General features: G+C 61.4%; 17 protein-coding genes. 10 read left to right on the top strand and 7 right to left on the bottom strand.

From position 1 onward, the window contains the following. Positions 1-40 precede the first annotated feature (40 nt). Complete coding sequence (locus VXM67_RS02020) at positions 41-1,084, top strand: histone deacetylase family protein (RefSeq protein ID WP_023383072.1); 1,044 nt, start codon at positions 41-43, stop codon at positions 1,082-1,084. Next, a complete protein-coding gene (locus tag VXM67_RS02025; protein WP_023383073.1) occupies positions 1,084-2,187 on the top strand; it encodes a polyamine ABC transporter substrate-binding protein in 1,104 nt (367 codons plus the stop codon). Before VXM67_RS02020 ends, VXM67_RS02025 begins: the two co-directional genes overlap by 1 nt. A gap of 139 nt (positions 2,188-2,326) precedes the next feature. Here VXM67_RS02025 and VXM67_RS02030 read toward each other — a convergent pair whose 3' ends face one another. Further along, complete coding sequence (locus VXM67_RS02030) at positions 2,327-3,859, bottom strand: PLP-dependent aminotransferase family protein (RefSeq protein ID WP_027906657.1); 1,533 nt, start codon at positions 3,857-3,859, stop codon at positions 2,327-2,329. Between the two features lie 90 nt (positions 3,860-3,949). On the opposite strand from VXM67_RS02030, the gene VXM67_RS02035 reads away from it, so the two are divergent. Genes VXM67_RS02035 through VXM67_RS02045 form a run of 3 tightly spaced genes read left to right on the top strand, consistent with a single transcriptional unit; the run spans position 3,950 to position 5,717 of the window. After that, positions 3,950-4,579, top strand: a complete 630-nt coding sequence (locus VXM67_RS02035) for an FMN-binding negative transcriptional regulator (protein WP_023383075.1) — start codon at positions 3,950-3,952, stop codon at positions 4,577-4,579. Positions 4,580-4,591: 12 nt separating this feature from the next. Next, on the top strand, positions 4,592-5,038 hold the full coding sequence (locus VXM67_RS02040; RefSeq protein ID WP_023383076.1) for a GNAT family N-acetyltransferase: 447 nt from the start codon (positions 4,592-4,594) through the stop codon (positions 5,036-5,038). A gap of 7 nt (positions 5,039-5,045) precedes the next feature. After that, entirely contained in the window at positions 5,046-5,717 is a 672-nt protein-coding gene (locus tag VXM67_RS02045; RefSeq protein WP_023383077.1) for a GNAT family protein, read from the top strand. 91 nt (positions 5,718-5,808) lie between these two features. Here the strand turns inward: VXM67_RS02045 and oadA are convergent, their stop codons facing one another. Both oadA and VXM67_RS02055 read right to left on the bottom strand, forming a co-directional pair. Continuing rightward, positions 5,809-7,617, bottom strand: coding sequence for a sodium-extruding oxaloacetate decarboxylase subunit alpha (gene oadA / locus VXM67_RS02050; protein ID WP_023383078.1), 1,809 nt, complete (start codon positions 7,615-7,617; stop codon positions 5,809-5,811). Between the two features lie 11 nt (positions 7,618-7,628). Further along, entirely contained in the window at positions 7,629-9,044 is a 1,416-nt protein-coding gene (locus VXM67_RS02055; RefSeq protein WP_023383079.1) for an acetyl-CoA carboxylase biotin carboxylase subunit, read from the bottom strand. A 189-nt stretch (positions 9,045-9,233) separates the two neighbouring features. Here VXM67_RS02055 and VXM67_RS02060 point away from each other — a divergent pair, with 189 nt between their 5' ends. Continuing rightward, entirely contained in the window at positions 9,234-10,196 is a 963-nt protein-coding gene (locus VXM67_RS02060) for a LysR family transcriptional regulator (RefSeq protein ID WP_023383080.1), read from the top strand. On the opposite strand, the gene VXM67_RS02065 is transcribed toward VXM67_RS02060, so the two are convergent. Both VXM67_RS02065 and hexR read right to left on the bottom strand, forming a co-directional pair. After that, positions 10,138-10,356: a PA3496 family putative envelope integrity protein gene (locus tag VXM67_RS02065; RefSeq protein WP_081669616.1), complete on the bottom strand. Its 219-nt coding sequence runs from the start codon at positions 10,354-10,356 to the stop codon at positions 10,138-10,140. The two genes, VXM67_RS02060 and VXM67_RS02065, sit on opposite strands and share 59 nt — an antisense overlap. Positions 10,357-10,503: 147 nt before the next feature. Next, entirely contained in the window at positions 10,504-11,370 is an 867-nt protein-coding gene (gene hexR, locus VXM67_RS02070) for a transcriptional regulator HexR (RefSeq protein WP_023383081.1), read from the bottom strand. A gap of 104 nt (positions 11,371-11,474) precedes the next feature. On the opposite strand from hexR, the gene zwf reads away from it, so the two are divergent. Then, on the top strand, positions 11,475-12,917 hold the full coding sequence (zwf, locus tag VXM67_RS02075) for a glucose-6-phosphate dehydrogenase (RefSeq protein WP_023383082.1): 1,443 nt from the start codon (positions 11,475-11,477) through the stop codon (positions 12,915-12,917). 31 nt (positions 12,918-12,948) lie between these two features. Here zwf and VXM67_RS02080 read toward each other — a convergent pair whose 3' ends face one another. Then, the gene (locus VXM67_RS02080) at positions 12,949-15,306 is read right to left on the bottom strand and encodes an EAL domain-containing protein (RefSeq protein WP_023383083.1); all 2,358 of its coding nucleotides are present in this window, start codon (positions 15,304-15,306) and stop codon (positions 12,949-12,951) included. A 240-nt stretch (positions 15,307-15,546) separates the two neighbouring features. On the opposite strand from VXM67_RS02080, the gene uvrD reads away from it, so the two are divergent. From uvrD to VXM67_RS02095, 3 genes are all read left to right on the top strand, one after another. Next, on the top strand, positions 15,547-17,733 hold the full coding sequence (uvrD, locus tag VXM67_RS02085) for a DNA helicase II (RefSeq protein WP_023383084.1): 2,187 nt from the start codon (positions 15,547-15,549) through the stop codon (positions 17,731-17,733). A 198-nt stretch (positions 17,734-17,931) separates the two neighbouring features. After that, positions 17,932-18,786, top strand: a complete 855-nt coding sequence (locus VXM67_RS02090) for a TIM44-like domain-containing protein (protein WP_023383085.1) — start codon at positions 17,932-17,934, stop codon at positions 18,784-18,786. 111 nt (positions 18,787-18,897) lie between these two features. Further along, positions 18,898-19,305, top strand: a complete 408-nt coding sequence (locus tag VXM67_RS02095; RefSeq protein WP_023383086.1) for an SMI1/KNR4 family protein — start codon at positions 18,898-18,900, stop codon at positions 19,303-19,305. Between the two features lie 138 nt (positions 19,306-19,443). Here the strand turns inward: VXM67_RS02095 and VXM67_RS02100 are convergent, their stop codons facing one another. Further along, positions 19,444-21,204, bottom strand: coding sequence for a cation:proton antiporter (locus VXM67_RS02100; RefSeq protein WP_367237470.1), 1,761 nt, complete (start codon positions 21,202-21,204; stop codon positions 19,444-19,446). Between the last annotated feature and the right edge of the window lie 2 nt (positions 21,205-21,206).

A 21,206-nucleotide genomic window follows, 5' to 3' on the forward strand; every position in this document is an offset into this window, starting at 1 on the left:
CATGACAATGGGCCTACGCCAGTAAAACCGGAGAACAACAATGCTGACGATCTATTCCGATGATCATCGCCTGCACCACGGCCGCTGCGAGCTGATCGACGGCAAGCTGATGCCTTGCTTCGAAATGCCATCGCGCGCCGATCATGTGCTCGAACGCGTGAAAAAGCGCAACCTCGGCGAGGTAAAAGGGCCGAGCGACTTTGGTCGTGCGCCATTGCAGCGCATCCACAGCGCCGAGTACCTGAACTTCTTCGAAGGTGCGTGGGCACGTTGGGCCGCATTGGGTCACGAGGGCGACTTGCTGCCCTTCACCTGGCCCGCCCGCACATTGCGCCAGGTCAAGCCCACTGGCCTGCATGGCGAACTGGGCTACTACAGCTTCGACGCTGGCGCCCCGATCACAGCCGGGACCTGGCAGGCGGCCTACAGCGCCGCCCAGGTAGCCCTGACCGCCCAGGCCGCCATCGTCGAAGGCGCACATTCCGCCTTCGCCCTGTGCCGTCCACCGGGGCACCACGCTGCCGCCGAAGTCATGGGCGGATATTGCTACCTGAACAATGCCGCCATCGCCGCCCAGGCCTTCCTCGATCAAGGCTATGGGAAGGTGGCGATCCTGGATGTCGACTACCACCACGGCAACGGCACCCAGGACATCTTCTACAGCCGCAACGATGTGTTCTTCGCCTCGATCCACGGCGACCCACAAGCGGAATTCCCGTTCTTCCTCGGCTACGCCGACGAAACCGGCGAGGGTGCGGGTGAAGGGTGCAACATCAACTATCCACTGCCGGCTGGCAGCGACTGGGCAGCCTGGAGCGCCGCATTGGAAGACGCCTGCCTACGCATCGCCAGCTATGACGCGGACGTGCTGGTGATCTCCCTTGGCGTGGACACTTTCAAGGACGATCCAATCTCCCAGTTCAAACTGGACAGCCCGGACTACCTGGAAATGGGCAAGCGCATCGCCGCCCTGGGCAAGCCGACCTTGTTCGTGATGGAAGGTGGCTACGCTGTGGAAGAAATCGGTATCAACGCAGTGAATGTGCTGGAAGGCTTCCAGCAAGCACAACCAGGAGCCCGGTAATGGTCCGACTCAAGCGTCTGCTCGCCCCGCTCATCGCCGCCACGCTGTTCACCGGCGCCCTCAATGCCCAGGCCGAACAGCGTACCCTGCGCGTATACAACTGGTTCGACTACATCACGCCACAGACCTTGACCGACTTCCAGAAGGACAGTGGCGTCAAACTGATCTACGACATCTTCGACACCAACGAAGCGCTCGAGGCCAAGTTGCTTACCGGTAACTCCGGTTATGACGTCGTAGTACCGTCCAACGTGTTCCTGGCCAAGCAGATCGAGGCGGGCGTGTTCCAGCCGCTGGATCGCGCCAAGCTGCCGAATTGGCAACACTTGGACCCTGCGCTGATGAAGCTGATCGAAGCCAACGACCCTGGCAACAAGTTCGCCGTGCCCTACATGTACGGCACCGTGCTCATCGGTTTCAACCCGGACAAGGTCAAGGCGGCGCTGGGCGACAAAGCACCTGTGGACAGCTGGGACCTGATCTTCAAGGAAGAGAACATCGCCAAGCTCAAGCAGTGCGGTGTCGCACTGCTCGACTCGCCATCAGAGATTCTACCGCTGGCTCTGCAGTACCTCGGCCTGGACCCCAACAGCGGCAAACCTGACGACTACAAGAAAGCCGAAGCCTTGCTGCTCAAGATCCGCCCGCACATCACCTACTTCCATTCCTCGAAGTACATGGCGGACATCGCCAACGGCGATATCTGCGTCGCAGTGGGCTATTCGGGCAGCTTCTCCCAGGCCGCCAACCGCGCCCGCGATGCCAAGAATGGTGTGGTGGTCGATATGCGCCTGCCCAAGGAAGGCGCGCCGATCTGGTTCGACATGCTGGCGATTCCGAAGAATGCGGCTAACCCGGAAGATGCCCACACGTTCATCAATTACCTGCTGCGCCCAGAGGTGATTGCGCCGATTAGCGACTTCGTCGGGTATCCAAACCCGAACAAGGATGCCACCGAAAAAGTGAGCCCGGCTATTCGCAACAACCCCAACCTGTACCCGACAGCGGAGGCGATGACCAAGCTGTATACCCTCAAGCCGTTGCCACGGGATGCGGAGCGGGCACGCACGCGGGCTTGGACACGGATCAAGTCAGGCACCTGAGTCGCTCACTTCGCGGGCAAAGCCGCTCCCCGTAAGGGTATGCCCCCAAGGAAGTGGACCCAAATCCAACCCTCGGGGGCGATATCCTTGAACACCCGTGCCTGTGGGAGCGGATACGCCCGCGAAGTGGCCATCAGCGTCACCGTTGCTTCCATGCCTTGCGCAAGCGCATCAACGCCTCGGCGATCTCCCCTTCTGGCACCGCCGCAAACCCAAGAACCAACCCAGCGCGTTTATCCACAGGCACCTCGCTGTCCTCAAGCCAATAACTGCTCAGCGGATTGACCTCGACCCCCACCGCCTCAGCCTTGGCTACCAGTTCCTGCTCCCGGGCATGGTTATCCACATCTACCTTCACATGAAGCCCAGCCTCGACTTCCGGCATTTCGCCTAGCCCGGGAACATCCACCGGCCATCCCGCCTTGAGCACGTTGCGGCGGCTCAACGCTGCCCGGCGCATGCGCCGGATATGCCGCTGAAAGTGCCCCTGGGCCATGAACTCGGCCATTACGCACTGCGAGCCCACTTCCGAATGCCGCACCGCCAGCGCGCGGCCCTGGCTGAAGGCCTCCGCCAGGCGCGCAGGCAATACCAGATACCCCAGGCGCAAGGCCGGGAAGGCAATCTTGCCGAAGGTACCCACGTACAACACGCGCCCCTGCTGATCGAGGGCGGCCAAGGGTGCCAATGGCGCGCCGCTGTAGCGATACTCGCCGTCATAGTCGTCTTCGACGATCCAGCCCTCGTTGCGTTCGGCCCAGTCCAGCAACGCCAGGCGTCTCGCCAGGCTCATGGTTACCCCCGTGGGGTACTGATGAGCGGGCGTCACATAGGCCAACCGGCAGTCCGTCACCTGCGCCAGTCGTTGGCAGTCCATGCCCTGCTCGTCCACCGCTACCCCAATCACCCTGGCCCCTGCAATGGCGAAGGCGTGACCTGCTGCCCGGTAGCCTGGGTTTTCCACAGCCACCTTGTCGCCGGGCTGCAGCAGCAACTGTGCACAAAGGCTGATGGCCTGCTGCGCGCCATGGGTGATCACAATTTGCTCAGCCGTGCACGAAAGTCCTCGGGAACGACGCATATAGGCCGCTACCAGCTCTCGCAAAGCTCGCTCGCCTGCGGGGTCCCCATAGCCGAGTCGCGCGGGATCCGGATTTCTCCAGAAACCCGCTTGCAGCTTGGCCCAGACCTCGAACGGGAAAAGGTCGAACGCGGGAATGCCCACCCGAAATGCCCGTGGCGCGCCACTTTTTGGTGGTGGTAAATGGTTATTTTTCAGACGCTCAAGCGGCTCGCTGGAACGCTCTCGGCTGGATATATCCTCAGTGTTTTTCGATGAAAATGTGGATAACTCTGTTGATAAACCCCGGGATAACCCTGTGGATAGTTGTGTGGATAGTTTTGGCAGCCGACTGACATAGGTGCCATCGCCAACCCGGCTTTCGATGTAGCCCTCGGCATACAACTGGTCATAAGCGCGGATCACGCTGTTGCGGGACAACGCCAGTATGGCGGCCAGGTCGCGGGTTGCTGGCAAACGTGTACCACTGCTGAGCCGGCCATCGAGCACCCGTGCCCGCAGTGCCTGATACAGCTGTTGGCTGAGGCCTCGGCGGCGGTCGAGGACGATGCCGGCAGGGTCGAATGGCAATACGAGAGGACGCTCGCTCATGGAATTGGACCTATGAAATCAGCCGTTAATGGCTCTTACTCGGTGCCAATAGCCTGCCTAGGATGGAGTGATTCGACAAGGAACCTCGCCATGTACAACAGCAAGCCTCATCAGGAACATGATCTCCAGCGCCTGCACCAGCACATGCTCGATACACGCCTTGCCGTGCTGGTCAGCCATGGCGAGCACGGCCTGCTGGCCAGCCACCTACCCGTGCTTGTCGAGCCAAGCGAAGGCGAGTTCGGCACCGTCTATGCTCACCTTGCCCGAGCCAATCGCCAATGGCAGGACCTGCAGCACGGCAGCGAGGCAATGCTGGTATTCCCAGGAGCGGACGCTTATGTCAGCCCCAGCTACTACCCCAGCAAAGCCGACAACCCCAAGGTCGTGCCAACGTGGAACTACCTGGCGGTTCATGCCTATGGCTCGGTCGACGTCATCCACGATGCCACCCCTTTGCTGGACATCGTCAGCCGCCTGACCGACCGCCACGAGCAAGGCCGTAACCTGCCATGGAGCGTGACGGACGCTCCCACCGACTACGTGGACGGCATGCTCCGCGCCATTGTCGGCATCCGCATGCCCATTGCCCGCCTGCAGGGAGCACGCAAGCTCAGCCAGAACCGCTCGGAGCAGGACATCGCTGGCGTGCGCGAAGGCCTCAGCGCCAGCGCCGACCACCTGGACAATCAACTCGCGGCGCACATGCGCCAACTCTGAAGGAAAAGCCCCATGACCTGCGTCACCCTGCGCCCCGTCCGCGCCGAAGACCACGCCGCCTGGCTCGCCCTGTGGCAAGCCTACCTGCGCTTTTATGAAACCGAACTGGCAGAGGAGGTCAGCGTCAGCACCTGGCAGCGCCTGCTCGACCCGAACGAGCCTACCCATTCGGCGCTGGCCTGGGTCGATGGCGAGGCGGTCGGGATGGTCAACTGGATCTATCATCGTTCCAACTGGAGCATCGAGAATTCCTGCTACCTGCAGGACTTGTACGTGGACAGCAAGCAACGGGGCCTGGGCATCGGCCGCCAGCTGATCGAACACGTTTATGCCACGGCCAAGGCCGCTGGCTGCATCAAGGTGCACTGGCTGACTCACGAGACCAACGCCACCGCCATCAGCCTGTACGAGCAGGTTGCCGAGCGCCCTGGCTTCATCCAATTCCGCAAAGGGCTGTAGGCTGAGCATGACTGACGCATTGAACTGGAAACCTGCATCTACGCCTACGGCAGAACCCATCGAAGGCCGTTTCATCCGCCTGGAAAAGCTCGACCCAGCGCGCCATGGCGACGACCTCTGGGAGGTGCTGCAAGGCCCAGCCTCGGACCCGCGGCTATGGGACTACCTGCCTTACGGACCCTTCACCGAGCGCGCCACCTTCGACCGCTGGCTAGACAGCAACGCTGCGGGGCGTGACCCGCTCTACTATGCCGTCATCGACCGCCGCAGCGGACAGGCGCAGGGCATCCTGAGCCTGATGTCGATCGTGCCCGATCATGGCCGCATCGAGATCGGTCATATCGCCTTCGGCGCCGCCATGCAGCGCACGCCAAAGAGCACCGAGGCGGTGTACCTGCTAGGCAAGCTGAGCTTCGAGCTGGGCAACCGCCGCCTGGAATGGAAGTGCAATAACGCCAACGCTCGCTCCAAGCGGGCTGCAGAGCGATTCGGCTTCCAGTTCGAGGGCGTGTTCCGCAAGCACCTGGTGGTCAAGGATCGTAACCGCGACACGGCCTGGTATTCGATTACCGATGATGAGTGGCCGCGAGTGGCCGCGGGGTTCGAGCAGTGGTTGAGTGCTGACAACCAGCGTCCCGAGGGCCAGATCAAGACACTCGAGGCGTGCCGCAACGGCTGATGGTGGTACTGGACCGACTTGCCGGCGTCCAGGCAAAAAAAGGGGAGCACCCGCTCCCCAGAGGTTAACCGCTTGTAGATGAGGGCGTATCTCAGCCCTCGATCTCGATCAGGATCTCACCCGGCGTCACACGGTCGCCCTTGGCCACATGGATAGCCACGACCTTGCCGGCGATCGCCGCCTGCACTTCGGTCTCCATCTTCATGGCCTCGGTGATCAGCACCGCTTGGCCGGCCTTGACCACAACGCCTTCCGTGACCAGTACATCGACGATGTTGCCTGGCATGGTCGTGCTGATGTGGCCCGGCGCGCTGGCCTGCTTGCGCTTGCTGCCGCCACCGCTGACGAACTCGTTGAGCGGCTCGAACACCACTTCCTCCGGCATGCCGTCGATCGACAGGTAGAAGTGACGCTTGCCTTCGGCCTTGACCCCCACACCGGTGATGTCGACGCGGTAGGTTTCGCCATGCACGTCGATGACGAACTCGGTCGGCACGCCTTCTCCGCCTGGCGCCGCCGCTGCGCCGGCTTCCGGAATCGGCAGCAGGGCTTCGGGGACCAAGGTGCCGGCTTCACGCTCTTCGAGGAACTTGCGGCCGATGTCCGGGAACATGGCGTAGGTCAGCACGTCTTCCTCGCAGCGCGCCAGGGCGCCGATATCGGCGCGCAGCTTGGCCATTTCCGGCTTCAGCAGGTCGGCCGGACGCACGTCGATCACTTCTTCGCTACCGATGGCCTGGCGACGCAGTTGCTCGTTCACCACGCCTGGCGCTTTGCCGTAACCGCCTTGCAGGTACAGCTTCACTTCGTTGGTGATGGTCTTGTAGCGCTCGCCAGCCAGCACGTTGAAGAACGCCTGGGTGCCGACGATCTGCGAAGTCGGGGTGACCAGCGGCGGGAAGCCAAGGTCTTCGCGAACACGCGGGATCTCGGCCAGCACCTCGTTCATGCGGTTCAGAGCGCCCTGCTCCTTGAGCTGGTTGGCCAGGTTGGAAATCATGCCACCGGGTACCTGGTTCACCTGCACGCGGGTGTCCACGGCGGTGAATTCACTTTCGAACTGATGGTACTTCTTGCGCACGGCATAGAAGTACAGGCCGATTTCCTGCAGCAGTTCCAGGTCCAGGCCGGTGTCGAACTCGCTGCCCTTGAGCGCGGCGACCATCGACTCGGTACCCGGGTGGCTGGTGCCCCAGGCGAAGCTGGAGATGGCGGTGTCGATGTGGTCGGCACCGTTTTCCACCGCCTTGAGCTGGCACATGGCTGCCAGGCCGGCAGTGTCATGGGAGTGGATGAACACCGGCAGCGACTGCTCAGCTTTCAGCGCCTTGACCAGTTCGCCGGTGGCGTAGGGAGTCAGCAGGCCGGCCATGTCCTTGATCGCCACCGAGTCGCAACCCATGGCTTCCATCTGCTTGGCCTGGGCGACGAACGCATCGATGGTGTGTACCGGGCTGGTGGTGTAGGCAATGGTGCCCTGGGCATGCTTGCCCGCAGCCTTGACCGCCTCGATGGCCACACGCAGGTTACGCACGTCGTTCATGGCGTCGAAGATACGGAACACGTCGATGCCGTTGACAGCAGCCTTGGCCACGAAAGCCTTGACCACATCATCGCTGTAGTGACGATAGCCCAGTAGGTTCTGGCCGCGCAGCAGCATTTGCAGGCGGGTGTTGGGCAGCGCAGCGCGCAGCTTGCGCAGGCGTTCCCACGGGTCTTCCTTGAGGAAGCGCACGCAGGCATCGAAGGTGGCACCGCCCCAGACTTCCAGCGACCAGTAGCCGACTTTGTCGAGCTTGTCGCAGATCGGCAGCATGTCTTCGGTGCGCATGCGGGTAGCCAGCAGGGACTGGTGGGCGTCGCGCAGGATCGTGTCGGTTACGTGAATTTTCTTGGACATTATGGAATTCCTCACAGGCCTGCGTGGGCGGCGATGGCGGCAGCGATGGCCAGGGCCAGCTCTTCGGGTTTGCGCTTGATCGAGTAGTTGGTCAGTTCAGGATGGCTTTCGACGAAGCTGGTGTTGAACTGGCCGCTACGGAATTCTGGGTTGCGCAGAATTTCCTGGTAGTACGCGGCGGTGGTTTTCACCCCTTGCACGCGCATGTCGTCCAGAGCCCGCAGGCCGCGGTCCATGGCCTCTTCCCAGGTAAGCGCCCAGACCACCAGCTTCAGACACATCGAGTCGTAGAACGGCGGAATGGTGTAGCCGGTATAGATCGCCGTATCGGTGCGCACGCCCGGGCCGCCGGGAGCGTAGTAACGGGTGATCTTGCCGAAGCTTGGGAGGAAGTTGTTCTTCGGATCTTCAGCGTTGATACGGAACTGCAACGCGTAGCCGCGGTGCTGGATGTCTTCCTGCTTGACCGACAGTGGCAGGCCAGAGGCAATGCGGATCTGTTCACGGACGATGTCGATGCCGGTGATTTCCTCGGTGATGGTGTGTTCCACCTGCACCCGGGTGTTCATCTCCATGAAGTACACCTCGCCATCGGCGAGCAGGAACTCCACGGTACCGGCGTTCTCGTAATTCACTGCCTTGGCCGCACGCACCGCCAGGTCGCCGATGTAGGCGCGCTGCTCGGGGGTCAGCTGTGGGCTTGGGGCAATTTCGATGAGCTTCTGGTTACGGCGCTGGATCGAGCAGTCGCGCTCGAACAGGTGCACCACATTGCCGAAGCTGTCACCGAGGATTTGCGCTTCGATGTGCTTGGGGTTGACGATGCACTTCTCCAGGAACACTTCAGCCGAACCAAATGCCTTGGTGGCCTCGGAAATGACCCGGGGGAAGTTCTGTTCCAGTTCTTCACGGCTGTTGCAACGGCGAATGCCGCGGCCGCCACCGCCGGAGGTGGCCTTGAGCATCACCGGGTAACCGATGCGGTCGCCTTCGCTCAGGGCTTCGTGGATATCGGCAACGTTGCCTTCGGTGCCAGGGGTCACCGGAACGCCAGCGGCGATCATGGTACGGCGCGCTTCGGTCTTGTCGCCCATACGGCGAATGACGTCGGCAGCCGGCCCAATGAACTTGATGCCGCGCTCAGCGCAGATCTCTGCCAGTTCAGCGTTTTCCGACAGGAAACCGTAACCGGGGTGCAACGCATCGCAGCCGGTTTCCACAGCCAGGTTCACCAGCTTGCGCGGGTTCAGGTAACCGGCCAGCGGCTCGGCACCAATGCTGTAGGCCTCATCGGCACGCTTGACGTGCAAGGCATGACGGTCGGCGTCGGAATAGATCGCCACCGAGCGAATGCCCATCTCGGCGCAAGCACGCACGATCCGAACTGCGATTTCACCTCGGTTGGCGATCAGGATTTTTTTTATCACTGGAGTCTTCCCAAAGCCGTAGGAACAGACGAGCCGGTTCTACCGGTCGGCGCGTGACCAGACGTTGATGGCCAGTCGCGTATTCACCCTAGCGCCGAAGGTCGATAAACAAAAATCAATATTTGTTAGAGGCTGTATTAGCAAAAGCTTATAGTGCAGTTACAAGGTTTTGCAGGAGCCCGGATAAAAATGCGTAAGTCCTTGATGCGTATGACATTGCGTCAGCTGCAGATCTTCAACGAGGTGTGCGATTTGCGCTCGTACAGCCGGGCTGCGGAAGAAATGGCGTTGACGCAACCCGCCGTTAGTCTACAGATTCGGCAGCTCGAAGAGCTGATCGGCCAACCGCTGTTCGAGTATGTCGGCAAGAAGCTCTACCTGACCGAGGCGGCTGAAGCTTTGCAGCGCGCCAGCCGGGATATCTTCGGTCGCCTGGAAAGCCTCGACATGCAACTGTCGGACATGCAGGGCTCATTGCAGGGGCAGCTGAAGCTGGCGATCGAGTCCAGTGCCAAATACTTCGTGCCACACCTGTTCGCCGCCTTCAAGCAGCGTCACCCGGAGGTCAACCTGACCCTGACGGTGGTCAACCGCGCCCAGGCCATCCGGCGCCTTTCGGACAACCGCGATGACCTGATCATCATGTCGATGGTGCCCCAGGACATGGGCTTGGAGTTTCTGCCATTCCTCAACAACCCGATCGTTGCCGTAGCGCCTCCGGACCACCCGTTGTGCAAGCTCGAACACTTGCGCCTGCAAGATCTTGAGCCTCATACCCTGCTCGTGCGGGAACAGGGTTCCGGCACGCGCAAGGCTTGCGAGGAGTACTTCAAGGACAAGCGCGTGCACTTCACCCAGACCTTGGAGGTGGCCTCGGCCGATGCCCAGCGCGAATGTGTGATCGCCGGGCTTGGCATTGCCCTGCTGACCCGCCATGCGCTGAACCTGGAGCTCGCCACTGGGGTGCTCAAAGAGCTGCCGGTCGAAGAGCTGCCCCTGTATCGCAGCTGGTGCGTGGTGCAGTCCAAGGCCAAGCGACAGTCGCCGGTGGCCTTGGCGTTTCTGGCGTTCATCCGCAGCGAACGTGCTTTGATCAGTGCGCTTGTTGAGCGTTTTTCGGGGAAGCTGCCGACGATGCCCGCCACACCGTGAGCGCTTGTAGCTCAGGGTAGTCCGCCAGGTCGCGGAGCAATTGACGTTGGTCGCAGTAGCTTTCGATCGCGCGTCGATATTCCATGCGACGCTGATCTTTTTCCTGCTGCTTGCGAGCCTTGGCGCTGGGTTGGTACGTACCGTCGTAGTCACGAGCCATTGCCTGTCTCCCAGATTAAGATGCGGGAGCTTCAGCGTGACGTTGGCGGTTTACGGTTTGGCTGTGAAACGGTGACAAAATGGTGAAATTTGGTCGTTTGGGTACCGGAGCATCGCCGGCAAGCCGACGCCTGCAGTGCCTGCCCGGTCAGTCGTCCATCGCCTTGATCGACTTCGGCGACAACCGCAGGCTGCGCAGACTGCGCTTCACGCTCTTCAGGTGGTTGACCAGGCTTGGCCCGCGCGCCATGGCTACGCCCATGGCCAGCACGTCGATCACGACCAGGTGGGCGATACGCGAGGTCAGCGGCGTATAGATTTCCGTGTCCTCGTGCACATCGATCGCCAGGTTCACCGTGGACAGCTCCGCCAATGGCGTCTGGCTTGGGCACAGGGTAATCAGGTTGGCACCGCTCTCACGCACCAGGTTGGCGGTGATCAGCAAGTCCTTTGAGCGCCCGGATTGCGAGATGCAGACCGCAACATCACCAGGTTTCAAGGTGACGGCAGACATCGCCTGCATGTGCGGGTCGGAGTACGCCGCGGCGCTGAGCAACAGACGGAAGAACTTGTGCTGGGCATCGGCGGCCACCGCACCCGAGGCACCGAACCCATAGAACTCCACGCGCTGCGCCTGCGCCATGGCGCTCACCGCCTGCTGCAACGCCTGAGGGTCGAGGTGTTCGCGCACTTCCATGAGGGTGTGCAGCGTGGTGTCGAAAATTTTCAGGCTGTAGTCGGCGACCGAGTCATCCTCGTGGATCGCGAACTGGCCGAAACTGGCACCGGCCGCCAGGCTCTGCGCCAACTTCAACTTGAGGTCTTGGAAACCCGAGCAGCCAATCGCACGGCAGAAGCGCACGATGGTAGGTTCGCTGATACCCACGCTGTGAGCCAGGTCGGCCATCGAGCTGTGCATGACTGCAGCCGGATCAAGCAGCACATGGTCAGCCACTTTCAGTTCCGATTTGCGCAGCAGGTGGCGCGATTGAGCGATATGTTGCAACAGATTCACAGGCTGGACTCGGTTATGATCGGCTGGCCGGGATGTAGCTTTCTTGTAGTTATACTACATGCACGCCAACCCGCCCAGTTAAACGAACGTGGAGAGTGGTGGTTTTGACTATTCCTTGCGACATTTTGGTTTTCGGTGGCACTGGCGATCTGGCCCTGCACAAGCTGCTGCCGGCGCTCTACCACCTGTATCGCGAGGCTCGCCTGAATAATGCCGTGCGCATCATTGCGCTGGCCCGGCGCAACCTGCCACACAACGACTATGTGAAGCTCGCCGAACGCCATTGCCGGGCACAGATCGCCCGCAACGATTTCGACGAAGAAGTGTGGCGGCGTTTTTCCGCACGCCTGGACTACTTCGCCATGGATGCTTCGCAAAGCGCGGACTTCGGGCGCCTGGCCCGCTACCTTGGCGAACCCGGTGGGCTTACCCGCATCTACTACCTGGCCACCGCGCCCAACCTGTTCGTGCCGATCGTCAACCACCTGCGCATCGCCGGCCTGGCTGACAGCGAAGCCCGCATCGTGCTGGAAAAGCCCATTGGCCATTCGCTGGAATCGGCCACCGCCATCAACGAAGCCATTGGCGCGGTGTTCGACGAGTCCCACGTGTTCCGGATCGATCACTACCTGGGCAAGGAGACCGTGCAAAACCTGATGGCCCTGCGTTTCGCCAACGCCCTGCTGGAGCCGGTATGGCGCAATGGCCAGGTCGACCATGTGCAAATCAGTGTCTGTGAAACACTGGGCGTCGAGAATCGTGGTGCCTATTACGACCGTGCTGGCGCGACCCGAGACATGCTGCAGAACCACCTGCTGCAGCTGTTGTGCCTGGTGGCCATGGAACCGCCTGCCCAATTCGAAGCCGAGGCGGTGCGTGATGAGAAAGTGAAGATCCTTCGAGCCCTCAAACCGATTACCGGCCAAGACGTGCAGGACAAGACCGTGCGCGGTCAGTACGGCGCTGGACGCATTGGTGGCCAGGAAGTGCCGGCGTACTACTTCGAAAAAGATGTCGACAACGACAGCGATACGGAGACTTTCGTCGCCGTTCAGGCTCATATCGAAAACTGGCGCTGGGCGGGCGTACCGTTTTACTTGCGCACCGGCAAGCGAATGGCAAGGCGCTCCTCGCAAATCGTCATCCAATTCAAACCAGTACCCCATGAGCTGTTCAACGGCGGCCAGGCCAACCAGCTCCTGATACAGCTGCAACCGGACGAACGCATCAGCCTGCGCATGATGACCAAGACCCCCGGCAAGGGCATGCGCCTGGAACCGGTCGACCTGGATCTGAACCTTGCCCAGGTGTTTGGCCAGACCCGGCGCTGGGAAGCTTACGAGCGCTTGCTGCTGGACGTGCTCGAAGGCGATTCGACCTTGTTCATGCGGCGCGACGAGGTCGAAGCGGCCTGGGCCTGGATCGACCCGATCATCAAGGGCTGGGAGGAGCATTTCCAAGCGCCACGCCACTACCCGGCGGGCACCAACGGCCCCGAGCAGGCCAATAGCCTGCTGGCCCATCAGGGACGGGCGTGGCACAGCTGAACTCAAGTTACCGCGCGACGCCAGGTGCGCATCAGGCCTGGCGGGTGGCGATCAAGCGTTCGAAGTCCATTTCGCAGATCGGTCGGCTGATCAGATAACCCTGTGCCTCGTCACACCCTTGCTCACGCAGGAACGCCATCTGCTCCTGCGTCTCTACCCCTTCCGCGACCACTCTCAGGTTCAGGCTACGCGCCATGGCGATGATTGCCCGGGTGATGGCCGCATCCTGGCTGCCTTCGTGCAAGCCTCGGATGAAGGCCTGGTCGATCTTCACGAAATCCACCGGTAAGCGCTTCAAGTAGCTGAGCGAGGAGTAACCGGTTCCGAAATCGTCGATGGCCAGTTTCACACCGAGTTCGTGCAGCTGCCTGAAGGTCGAAATGATGTGCTCGACATTCTCCAACAACTGGCTCTCGGTCAGTTCGAGCTCCAGCAGATGCGGCTGCAGGCCCGTTTCTTCGAGCACCTGCCGCACCAGGCTGACGATCTTGCCTTGGCGCACCTGGTAAACCGACAGGTTCACCGAGACACGCACATCCAGCCCCTGACGCTGCCACTGACAAGCCTGCCAGCAGGCACGCCGCAAAACGAACTCGCCCATTGGCGCAATCAGCCCGGTTTCCTCGGCCAGGCCGATGAAATCACCGGGCGGTACCATGCCCCATTGAGGATGAAGCCAGCGCACCAGAGCTTCAGCCGCATGCAAACGCCCGGTGCGCAAGCAGAGCTTGGGTTGGTAGTAGACCAGCAGTTGGCCTTCATCAATGGCCTTGCGCAGCTGGTTCTCCAGTTGCAGACGCTCCAAGGTGCTGGCGCGCAGGCTCTCGGTGTAGAACTGGAAATTGTCGCCACCCAGGTGCTTGGCGTGCTGCTTGGCCATGTCAGCCTGGCTGATCAACTGGTTGGGTTCGAAACTGCCGTCAGCCGCCAGGCTGATGCCAACCGATGCGCTGATCACCACTTCATGCTCGCCCAGACGCAACGGCACGCGCAGCTTGTCCAGCAGCCGGGTGGTCACCCGCACCAGGCTCGACAGGTTGCTATAACCGTCGAACAGCACGGCAAACTCATCGCCAGACAAGCGCGCCACGGTGTCGGCCTCGGGTACGGCATTGGCGATTCGCTGAGAGATCTTCTTCAACAGTTGATCGGCATGCTCATGGCCGAGGCTTTCGTTCAGCAGCTTGAAGCGGTCCAGGTCGATGTGCAGCAACGCCAGGCTGCGGCCACTCAGACGCACACGCCGCCCGGCCTCATCGAGGCGCATGCGGAACAACGCACGGTTGGCCAGGCCGCTGAGCTCGTCGTGCTGGGCCAGGTAACGAATGCGCTCTTCGGACGCCCGTCTCGCGGAAAGATCGGAGAAAAAGCCAACGATATTGCTCAAATTCCCCGAAGCATCACGAACGCCCGTGAACTGCAGCCATTGCGGGTACAGTTCTCCACTCTTGCGAGCTTCCACCAACTCGCCCTGCCAGTACCCCTGCTGACGCAGCGACTGCTCGATCTGGCCGCTGTGCCGCCGAGCATCGCTGCTGCAGGGCAGATCCAGGACATTGCGCGCCAGCAGCTCGCTGCGCGAGTAACCGGTCATCTGACAGAAAGCCCGATTGACGGTCAGCAGCGTGAAGTCAGCGCTCAGGATGACGATACCTTCACTGGAAGCCTCGAACACCGAGGCCGCGAGCCGTTGGTGGTCCTCCAGGGCTTTCTGGGCCTGGACGCGCTGCAGGTCCTCGGTCAACAGCTGGTTCTGGAAGCGCCGCAACAGCCCGCGCTCGATCAGGCGATTAACCTGCCAGGCCACGACCAGCAATGCCGCCAGCAGAATCAGGCCAAAACATCCCCAGCCCCGTTGTTCGCCGGCATCGTAAAAGAACAGAAACGCAATCGGTGGCAATAGGCATGGCAGGGCAAAGCTGAGGAAGGCTGGCAAACTCACCGCGTAGGCGACACTGGCCGACAGCGTAGCCGCGCCCAACAGGCCAAACCCCCACGCCTGCTGGACGAAACTCTCCGCAGGTACCAGAGCGATGGCCGCACAGGCCAGGGTCAGGCCGCTGAAACCCGAGCCAAGCAGGAACATCCGCCACCATATAGGCCGGGCCTGGCGCTGGGTGTCGGCCGCTTCGAAAGCGGTTACCTGAATGACTCGCAAGGCCACCAGCGCCAGCAGCCAGACAATCCAGACACTGACCAGCAGGTAGCGCTCAGGGCTCCACAGCAACCAGGCGCAGAGCAGGCCGTTGAGCAGCATGAACAAGGTGGGCAACAAAGAGCCCTGGTAGAGCAGACGGGTGCGCTCGATCGAAAGCTGGGTAGCGAATTGCCTGCGAACACTCCGTGTCGTATCCGGCGATGCTCCGATCGCCACGCAATCCTGGGTCATAATGTCGGGTTCTTGTGCTGTTATTGTTATGGATGACCGCAAACGTGCTGGGAGAATACACAAGCGCCGCGCCAGACCAAACTGCTCTGGATCATGATTTGCCAAAACCCCGACAAACCCGCACCGAACCGCTCAATTACGCTGCCCTGGCACAAGCCCGGATGAACGGCAACGGACGAGCGGCAAGTTTTGCCCCATCGGCGTTTGCCCCTGTCCCCTGCACGGCCCTAGAATGGCCGGATGCACAATGATGACCTCTCCCTCCTGCTGAACTCCCTCAACGATGCCCAACGCCAGGCCGTAGCAGCCTCGCTGGGGCGTCAACTGGTGCTTGCTGGCGCCGGCTCCGGCAAGACCCGTGTGCTGGTGCACCGTATCGCCTGGCTGATCCAGGTCGAGCAGGCTTCACCGCATTCGATCCTGTCGGTGACCTTCACCAACAAGGCCGCAGCAGAAATGCGCCATCGAATCGAGCAATTGCTGGGCATCAACCCGGCTGGCATGTGGGTCGGTACCTTCCACGGCCTGGCTCACCGCCTGCTGCGCGCGCACTGGCAGGAGGCGCGGCTGGTGCAGAACTTCCAGATTCTCGACAGCGACGACCAGCAGCGCCTGATCAAGCGGGTGATCCGCGACCTGGGGCTGGACGAACAGCGCTGGCCAGCACGCCAGGCACAATGGTTCATCAACGGGCAGAAGGACGAAGGGCTTCGCCCGCAGCACATCCAGGCCAGCGGCGACCTGTTCCTGGGCACCATGCGCAGCATCTACGAAGCCTACGAACAGGCTTGCGAGCGAGCCGGGGTCATCGACTTTTCCGAACTGCTGCTGCGCGCCCTCGACCTGTGGCGCGACCACCCCGGCCTGCTGGAGCACTACCAACGGCGCTTCCGCCATGTACTGGTGGACGAGTTCCAGGATACCAACGCCGTGCAGTACGCCTGGCTGCGCCTGCTGGCCGGCGGCGGCGTGAGCCTGATGGCCGTGGGTGACGACGACCAGTCGATCTACGGCTGGCGTGGCGCCAAGATCGAGAACATCCACCAATACACCGCCGATTTCCCCGACGCCGAACTGATTCGCCTGGAGCAGAACTATCGCTCCACCGGCGGCATCCTCAAGGCCGCCAACGCGCTGATCGCCAACAACAGCGGGCGCCTGGGCAAGGAGCTGTGGACGGACCTGGGCGAAGGCGAACCGCTGACCCTATACGCCGCCTACAACGAGCATGACGAAGCGCGCTACGTGGTCGAGACCATCGAGAGCCTCATCAAGCAAGGCAACTCGCGCAGCGACATCGCCATTCTCTATCGCTCCAACGCCCAGTCGCGGGTATTGGAAGAGGCGCTGCTTCGCGAACGCATCCCGTATCGCATCTACGGCGGCCAGCGCTTCTTCGAGCGTGCCGAAATCAAGAACGCCATGGCCTACCTGCGCCTGCTCGAAGGCCGTGGCAACGATGCCGCTCTCGAGCGGGTCATCAACGTACCGCCACGGGGCATCGGCGAGAAAACCGTCGAGGCCATCCGTGAACATGCCCGCCACAGCCAACTGTCGATGTGGGAGGCGATGTGCCAGTTGCTGGCCGCCAAGGCTCTCAAGGGGCGCGCCGCCAGCGCCCTGGGGGCCTTCATCGAGTTGATCGAAAGCCTGACAGGCAAAACGGCTGACATGCCCTTGCACCTGATGACCCAGACGGTCATCGAACAGTCCGGCTTGATCATCTATCACCAGGAAGAAAAAGGTGAAAAGGGCCAGGCACGGGTAGAAAACCTTGAGGAACTGGTCAGCGCAGCACGCAACTTCGAAGCGGGCGAAGAAGATGCCGATCTGACGCCGCTCTCGGCCTTCCTGGGTCATGCGTCGCTGGAAGCGGGCGAGGCGCAGGCCGACGAGCACGAGGACAGCATTCAGCTGATGACCCTGCACAGCGCCAAGGGCCTGGAGTTCCCATATGTGTTCCTGGTGGGCATGGAAGAAGGCCTGTTCCCGCACAAGATGAGCCTGGAAGAGCCTGGCCGCTTGGAGGAAGAACGCCGCTTGGCGTATGTGGGCATTACCCGCGCCATGCGTCAGCTGATCATGACTTACGCCGAGACCCGACGCCTGTACGGCAGCGAGACCTACAACAAAGTGTCGCGTTTCGTACGGGAAATCCCGGCCGGCCTGGTTCAGGAAGTGCGTTTGTCCAATAGCGTCAGCCGACCATTCGGTGGGGCGAAGACCAGCTCGGCCAGTAGCCTGTTCGCCAACGCCAGTATTCCGCAGACCGCCTTCAACCTTGGCCAGCGCGTGCAGCATGCGGTGTTCGGCGAAGGGGTGATTCTCAACTTCGAAGGTTCCGGCGCCCAGGCACGGGTGCAGGTCAACTTCGCCGAAGGCAGCAAGTGGCTCATGCTGGGGTACGCCAAGCTCGAGGCTATCTGAGGCTCCTGCGCCGCCATCGCTGGCAAGTAGACTCCTGCGGGATTTCGGGATCGGTGCCATACGGGCAGGAGCCGGCTTGCCCGCCACAAGGTCTTGGCAACATCAGGCAAAAGCTCGAAACATTATGACGCTGGTCATGTGCCCAGGAACCTGTGCAACATGACGCGCGTGCAATCCACAACAGGGGAAATCCCATTTATGCAACGTTTTCTTAGCATCGCTCTGGCGCTCTGCGTCGGCCTGACGCTGAGCCTGGACGCCAACGCCAAGCGTTTCGGCGGCGGCAAGAGTTCGGGCTCCGCGCCTATCCACCAGACCCGCCAGGCCACGCCAACCACGCCTGCTGCCGCGCCGACCGCTCCTGGCCGTGCTCCGGCCGCCGCCAGCGGTGCTTCGCGCTGGCTGGGCCCACTCGCCGGCCTCGCCGCCGGTGGCCTGCTGGCGTCCATGTTCATGGGTGACGGCTTCGAGGGCCTGCAGATCATGGACTTCCTGATCGTCGCCCTGATCGCGTTCCTGGTGTTCCGCTTCATTGCTGCGCGCCGCCGCCAGCAGCAGCCGCAAATGGCCGCGCCTGGCCATGCGCCGTTCCAGCGTGAAGCTCACGCCCAGCCTGCCCAGCCGTCGATCTTCGGTGGTTCGGCCGCGCCAGCCGCCGCAGCCGCTCCGGTGATCAACGCACCAGCCTGGTTCAACGAGCAGAACTTCCTGGCCGCCGCTCGCAACCACTTCCAGGCGCTGCAGCAGCACTGGGATGCCAACGAGATGGACAAGATCGCTGAGTTCGTGACCCCGCAAATGCTCGAGTTCCTCAAGCGTGAACGTGCCGAACTGGGTGATGGCTTCCAGTCCACCTACATCGACAACCTCGATGTGCAACTGGACGGTGTAGACGATCGCCCAGACCGCACCGACGCTACCCTGACCTTCCGTGGCGTGTCGAAGAATTCGCGCTTCGATCAAGGTGAGGCCTTCAGCGAGAGCTGGCACATGGTTCGCGCTCAAGGCGAGAACCAGCCGTGGCTGGTCGCCGGTATCCGCCAGAACGGTTAACCGACGCACGCTGTGCAAAAAACCCCGGGCTTGCCCGGGGTTTTTGCTTTTGCCAAAGTGGGATACTAGGGTATAACGCGCAGCGTTCATCAAGGTTAGAGGATGTGAACCGTGGAAGAAGTGATCGAACAACTCCGTGAAGCCAACGAGCCGGTACCGGTACCCTTGGAACTTCCCGACGAAGATCTGCTGGTCGAGATCGAGGAACAACTGTTCATCAACATCCCTTTCGTGTTCAAAGAGTTCCTGCTGACCGTCAGCGATGTGGTCTATGGCTCTCTTGAACCGGTAACCGTCACCGACCCGCAGTCGCACACCTACCTGCCCGACGTCGCGGCAAACGCTTGGGATGCTGGCGTACCGCGCGACCTGATCCCCATCTGCCAGGACGGCGACAACTACTACTGCGTCGAGGAAGACGGCACTGTCGTGTTGTGGGATGCCGAAGAGGAAGCCTTGGGCGAAGACAGCTGGGAGTCGGTCTGGCACTGGGCCCGGGACGTCTGGCTTGAAAGCTGAGTGAGAATTAAACTCACAAAATAATGGCCCATGGCCATTTTGCCCCGTAGAATCCCCAGGCTTTCTGCGCTTGGCGCCATCGCTACCGCTCCATCCCCTCGGACTTCGGTGAACGCTGGCGCAGAAAGCCCAACCCGCTCAGTGCGAGTGATCGCGACTGTTCTCCAGGGTTTCAAGCAGGGCGATTTGCATGCGCGTGTGTACGCGTATGAACCAACGCCAAAGCAACGCCACCACCAATGCCGCCACCACCGCGATCACCAGCAGCAACTCGCTGGTGGGCAGAATGCTCGCCGATAGCGCCGACAGCAGCAGGAAGATGACCAGCAACGACAACAGCGGGATCACCTCGGCAATCACCCTCCGCACGCGCTGCGTGTGACGCCCGGCCATCTCCGGCTTGACGCCCATCTCCGCCAGCAGCATCGACAGCGCCTTGAGCTTGCGATAGGCCGCAATCAGAAACGGGAGCGAAAGCAGCAGTGCAGCGCCCCAGATCACCGCCTTCTGCTGACTGACATCGCTCACCCACTCGGTCAGCCAATTGCTGATACGGCCAGCAAAATAGCCTCCGCTGAAGAAGATCGCGATCACCAGTGCCAGATTCACCCCCACCTGCAGCAGGATGCGACGGATCATCGCGGCCAGCATCGCGCCCTCGCCCTGCGGCTGGATGCTGCGCAACCACTCGCCATACAGCGACAGCACCCGTGCCAGGCGGCGCGGCACCACGTGCCCGAGTTTGATCGAAAGCGGATCAGCGGCGCGGATCAGATACGGCGTCAGCAGCGTGGTGATGGCCGACACCGCAACGGCGACGGGGTAAAGGAAGTCGCTGGTTACCTGCAGGGTCATGCCCAAGGCAGCGATGATGAACGAAAACTCGCCAATCTGCGAAAGGCCCATGCCCACGCGTAGCGACGTGCGGCCGTCATTGCCGGCAATGAATGCCCCCATGCCACAGGACAGCATTTTGCCCAGCACCACCGCCAAGGTGATGACCACGATCGGCCAGGCATAATCGACCAGCACCTGAGGATCGATCATCAAACCGATGGCGACGAAGAAGATCGCGCTGAACAGGTCGCGAACGGGTTCGATCAGGCGTTCGATTTTCAGCAACTGCCGCGACTCGGCCATGATCGCGCCAATCAGGAAGGCCCCCAGTACCATGCTGTATTCGAGCTTCACCACCAGCAGGCAGAAGCCGAAGCACAGCCCAAGCACGGTGATCAGCAGCATCTCGTTGCTTTCGAATTTGGCGACGTAGGCCAACAGCCTCGGCACCAGCAGAATGCCGATGACCAGCGCCACGATCATGAACAAGGACAGCTTGCCTACGGTGGAAAACACTTCCCCGGAGCTGACAGTGCCACTGACCGCGATTCCTGACAGCAAGGCGATGATGCCGATACCGAGGATGTCCTCGACGATTAGCACGCCGAAGATCAGCTGTGCGAAACGCTCGTTCTTCATCTTCAGGTCATTGAGCGCCTTGACGATGATGGTGGTCGACGAAATCGCCAGGATCGCCCCTAGGAACAGCGAATCCATGGTGCTCCAGCCGAACCAGCGGCCTATCTCGAAGCCGATCCAGATCATCAGGACGATTTCCAGAAACGCTGCGATGAAGGCGGTGGCACCGACCTTGAACAGTTTGCGCAGACTGAACTCAAGGCCCAGGCAGAACATCAGGAAGATCACCCCAAGCTCGGCCAGGGTCTTGATGGTGTCTTCGTCGTGGATCAGGCCAAAGGGCGGAGTGTGCGGGCCGATGATGAAGCCTGCGACGATGTAGCCCAGCACCACGGGCTGTTTGAGCCGATGAAAGAGAATGGTCACGACACCAGCGACAAGCATGATCACTGCGAGGTCCTGGATGAAGCTGATGGCATGCATGG

Origin of the sequence: Pseudomonas sp. Rh2, from assembly GCF_040762985.1 — a bacterium.
Classification (GTDB): domain Bacteria; phylum Pseudomonadota; class Gammaproteobacteria; order Pseudomonadales; family Pseudomonadaceae; genus Aquipseudomonas; species Aquipseudomonas taiwanensis.

Bases quoted from the DNA above. Each gene is read 5' to 3' on its own strand.
- uvrD (WP_023383084.1), top strand. From the start codon at position 15,547: ATGCACAATGATGACCTCTCCCTCCTGCTGAACTCCCTCAACGATGCC.
- VXM67_RS02025 (WP_023383073.1), top strand. From the start codon at position 1,084: ATGGTCCGACTCAAGCGTCTGCTCGCCCCGCTCATCGCCGCCACGCTG.
- VXM67_RS02020 (WP_023383072.1), top strand. From the start codon at position 41: ATGCTGACGATCTATTCCGATGATCATCGCCTGCACCACGGCCGCTGC.
- oadA (WP_023383078.1), bottom strand. From the start codon at position 7,617: ATGTCCAAGAAAATTCACGTAACCGACACGATCCTGCGCGACGCCCAC.
- VXM67_RS02080 (WP_023383083.1), bottom strand. From the start codon at position 15,306: ATGACCCAGGATTGCGTGGCGATCGGAGCATCGCCGGATACGACACGG.
- VXM67_RS02045 (WP_023383077.1), top strand. From the start codon at position 5,046: ATGACTGACGCATTGAACTGGAAACCTGCATCTACGCCTACGGCAGAA.
- VXM67_RS02065 (WP_081669616.1), bottom strand. From the start codon at position 10,356: ATGGCTCGTGACTACGACGGTACGTACCAACCCAGCGCCAAGGCTCGC.
- VXM67_RS02035 (WP_023383075.1), top strand. From the start codon at position 3,950: ATGTACAACAGCAAGCCTCATCAGGAACATGATCTCCAGCGCCTGCAC.
- VXM67_RS02100 (WP_367237470.1), bottom strand. From the start codon at position 21,204: ATGCATGCCATCAGCTTCATCCAGGACCTCGCAGTGATCATGCTTGTC.
- VXM67_RS02040 (WP_023383076.1), top strand. From the start codon at position 4,592: ATGACCTGCGTCACCCTGCGCCCCGTCCGCGCCGAAGACCACGCCGCC.
- VXM67_RS02030 (WP_027906657.1), bottom strand. From the start codon at position 3,859: ATGAGCGAGCGTCCTCTCGTATTGCCATTCGACCCTGCCGGCATCGTC.
- VXM67_RS02060 (WP_023383080.1), top strand. From the start codon at position 9,234: ATGCGTAAGTCCTTGATGCGTATGACATTGCGTCAGCTGCAGATCTTC.
- VXM67_RS02090 (WP_023383085.1), top strand. From the start codon at position 17,932: ATGCAACGTTTTCTTAGCATCGCTCTGGCGCTCTGCGTCGGCCTGACG.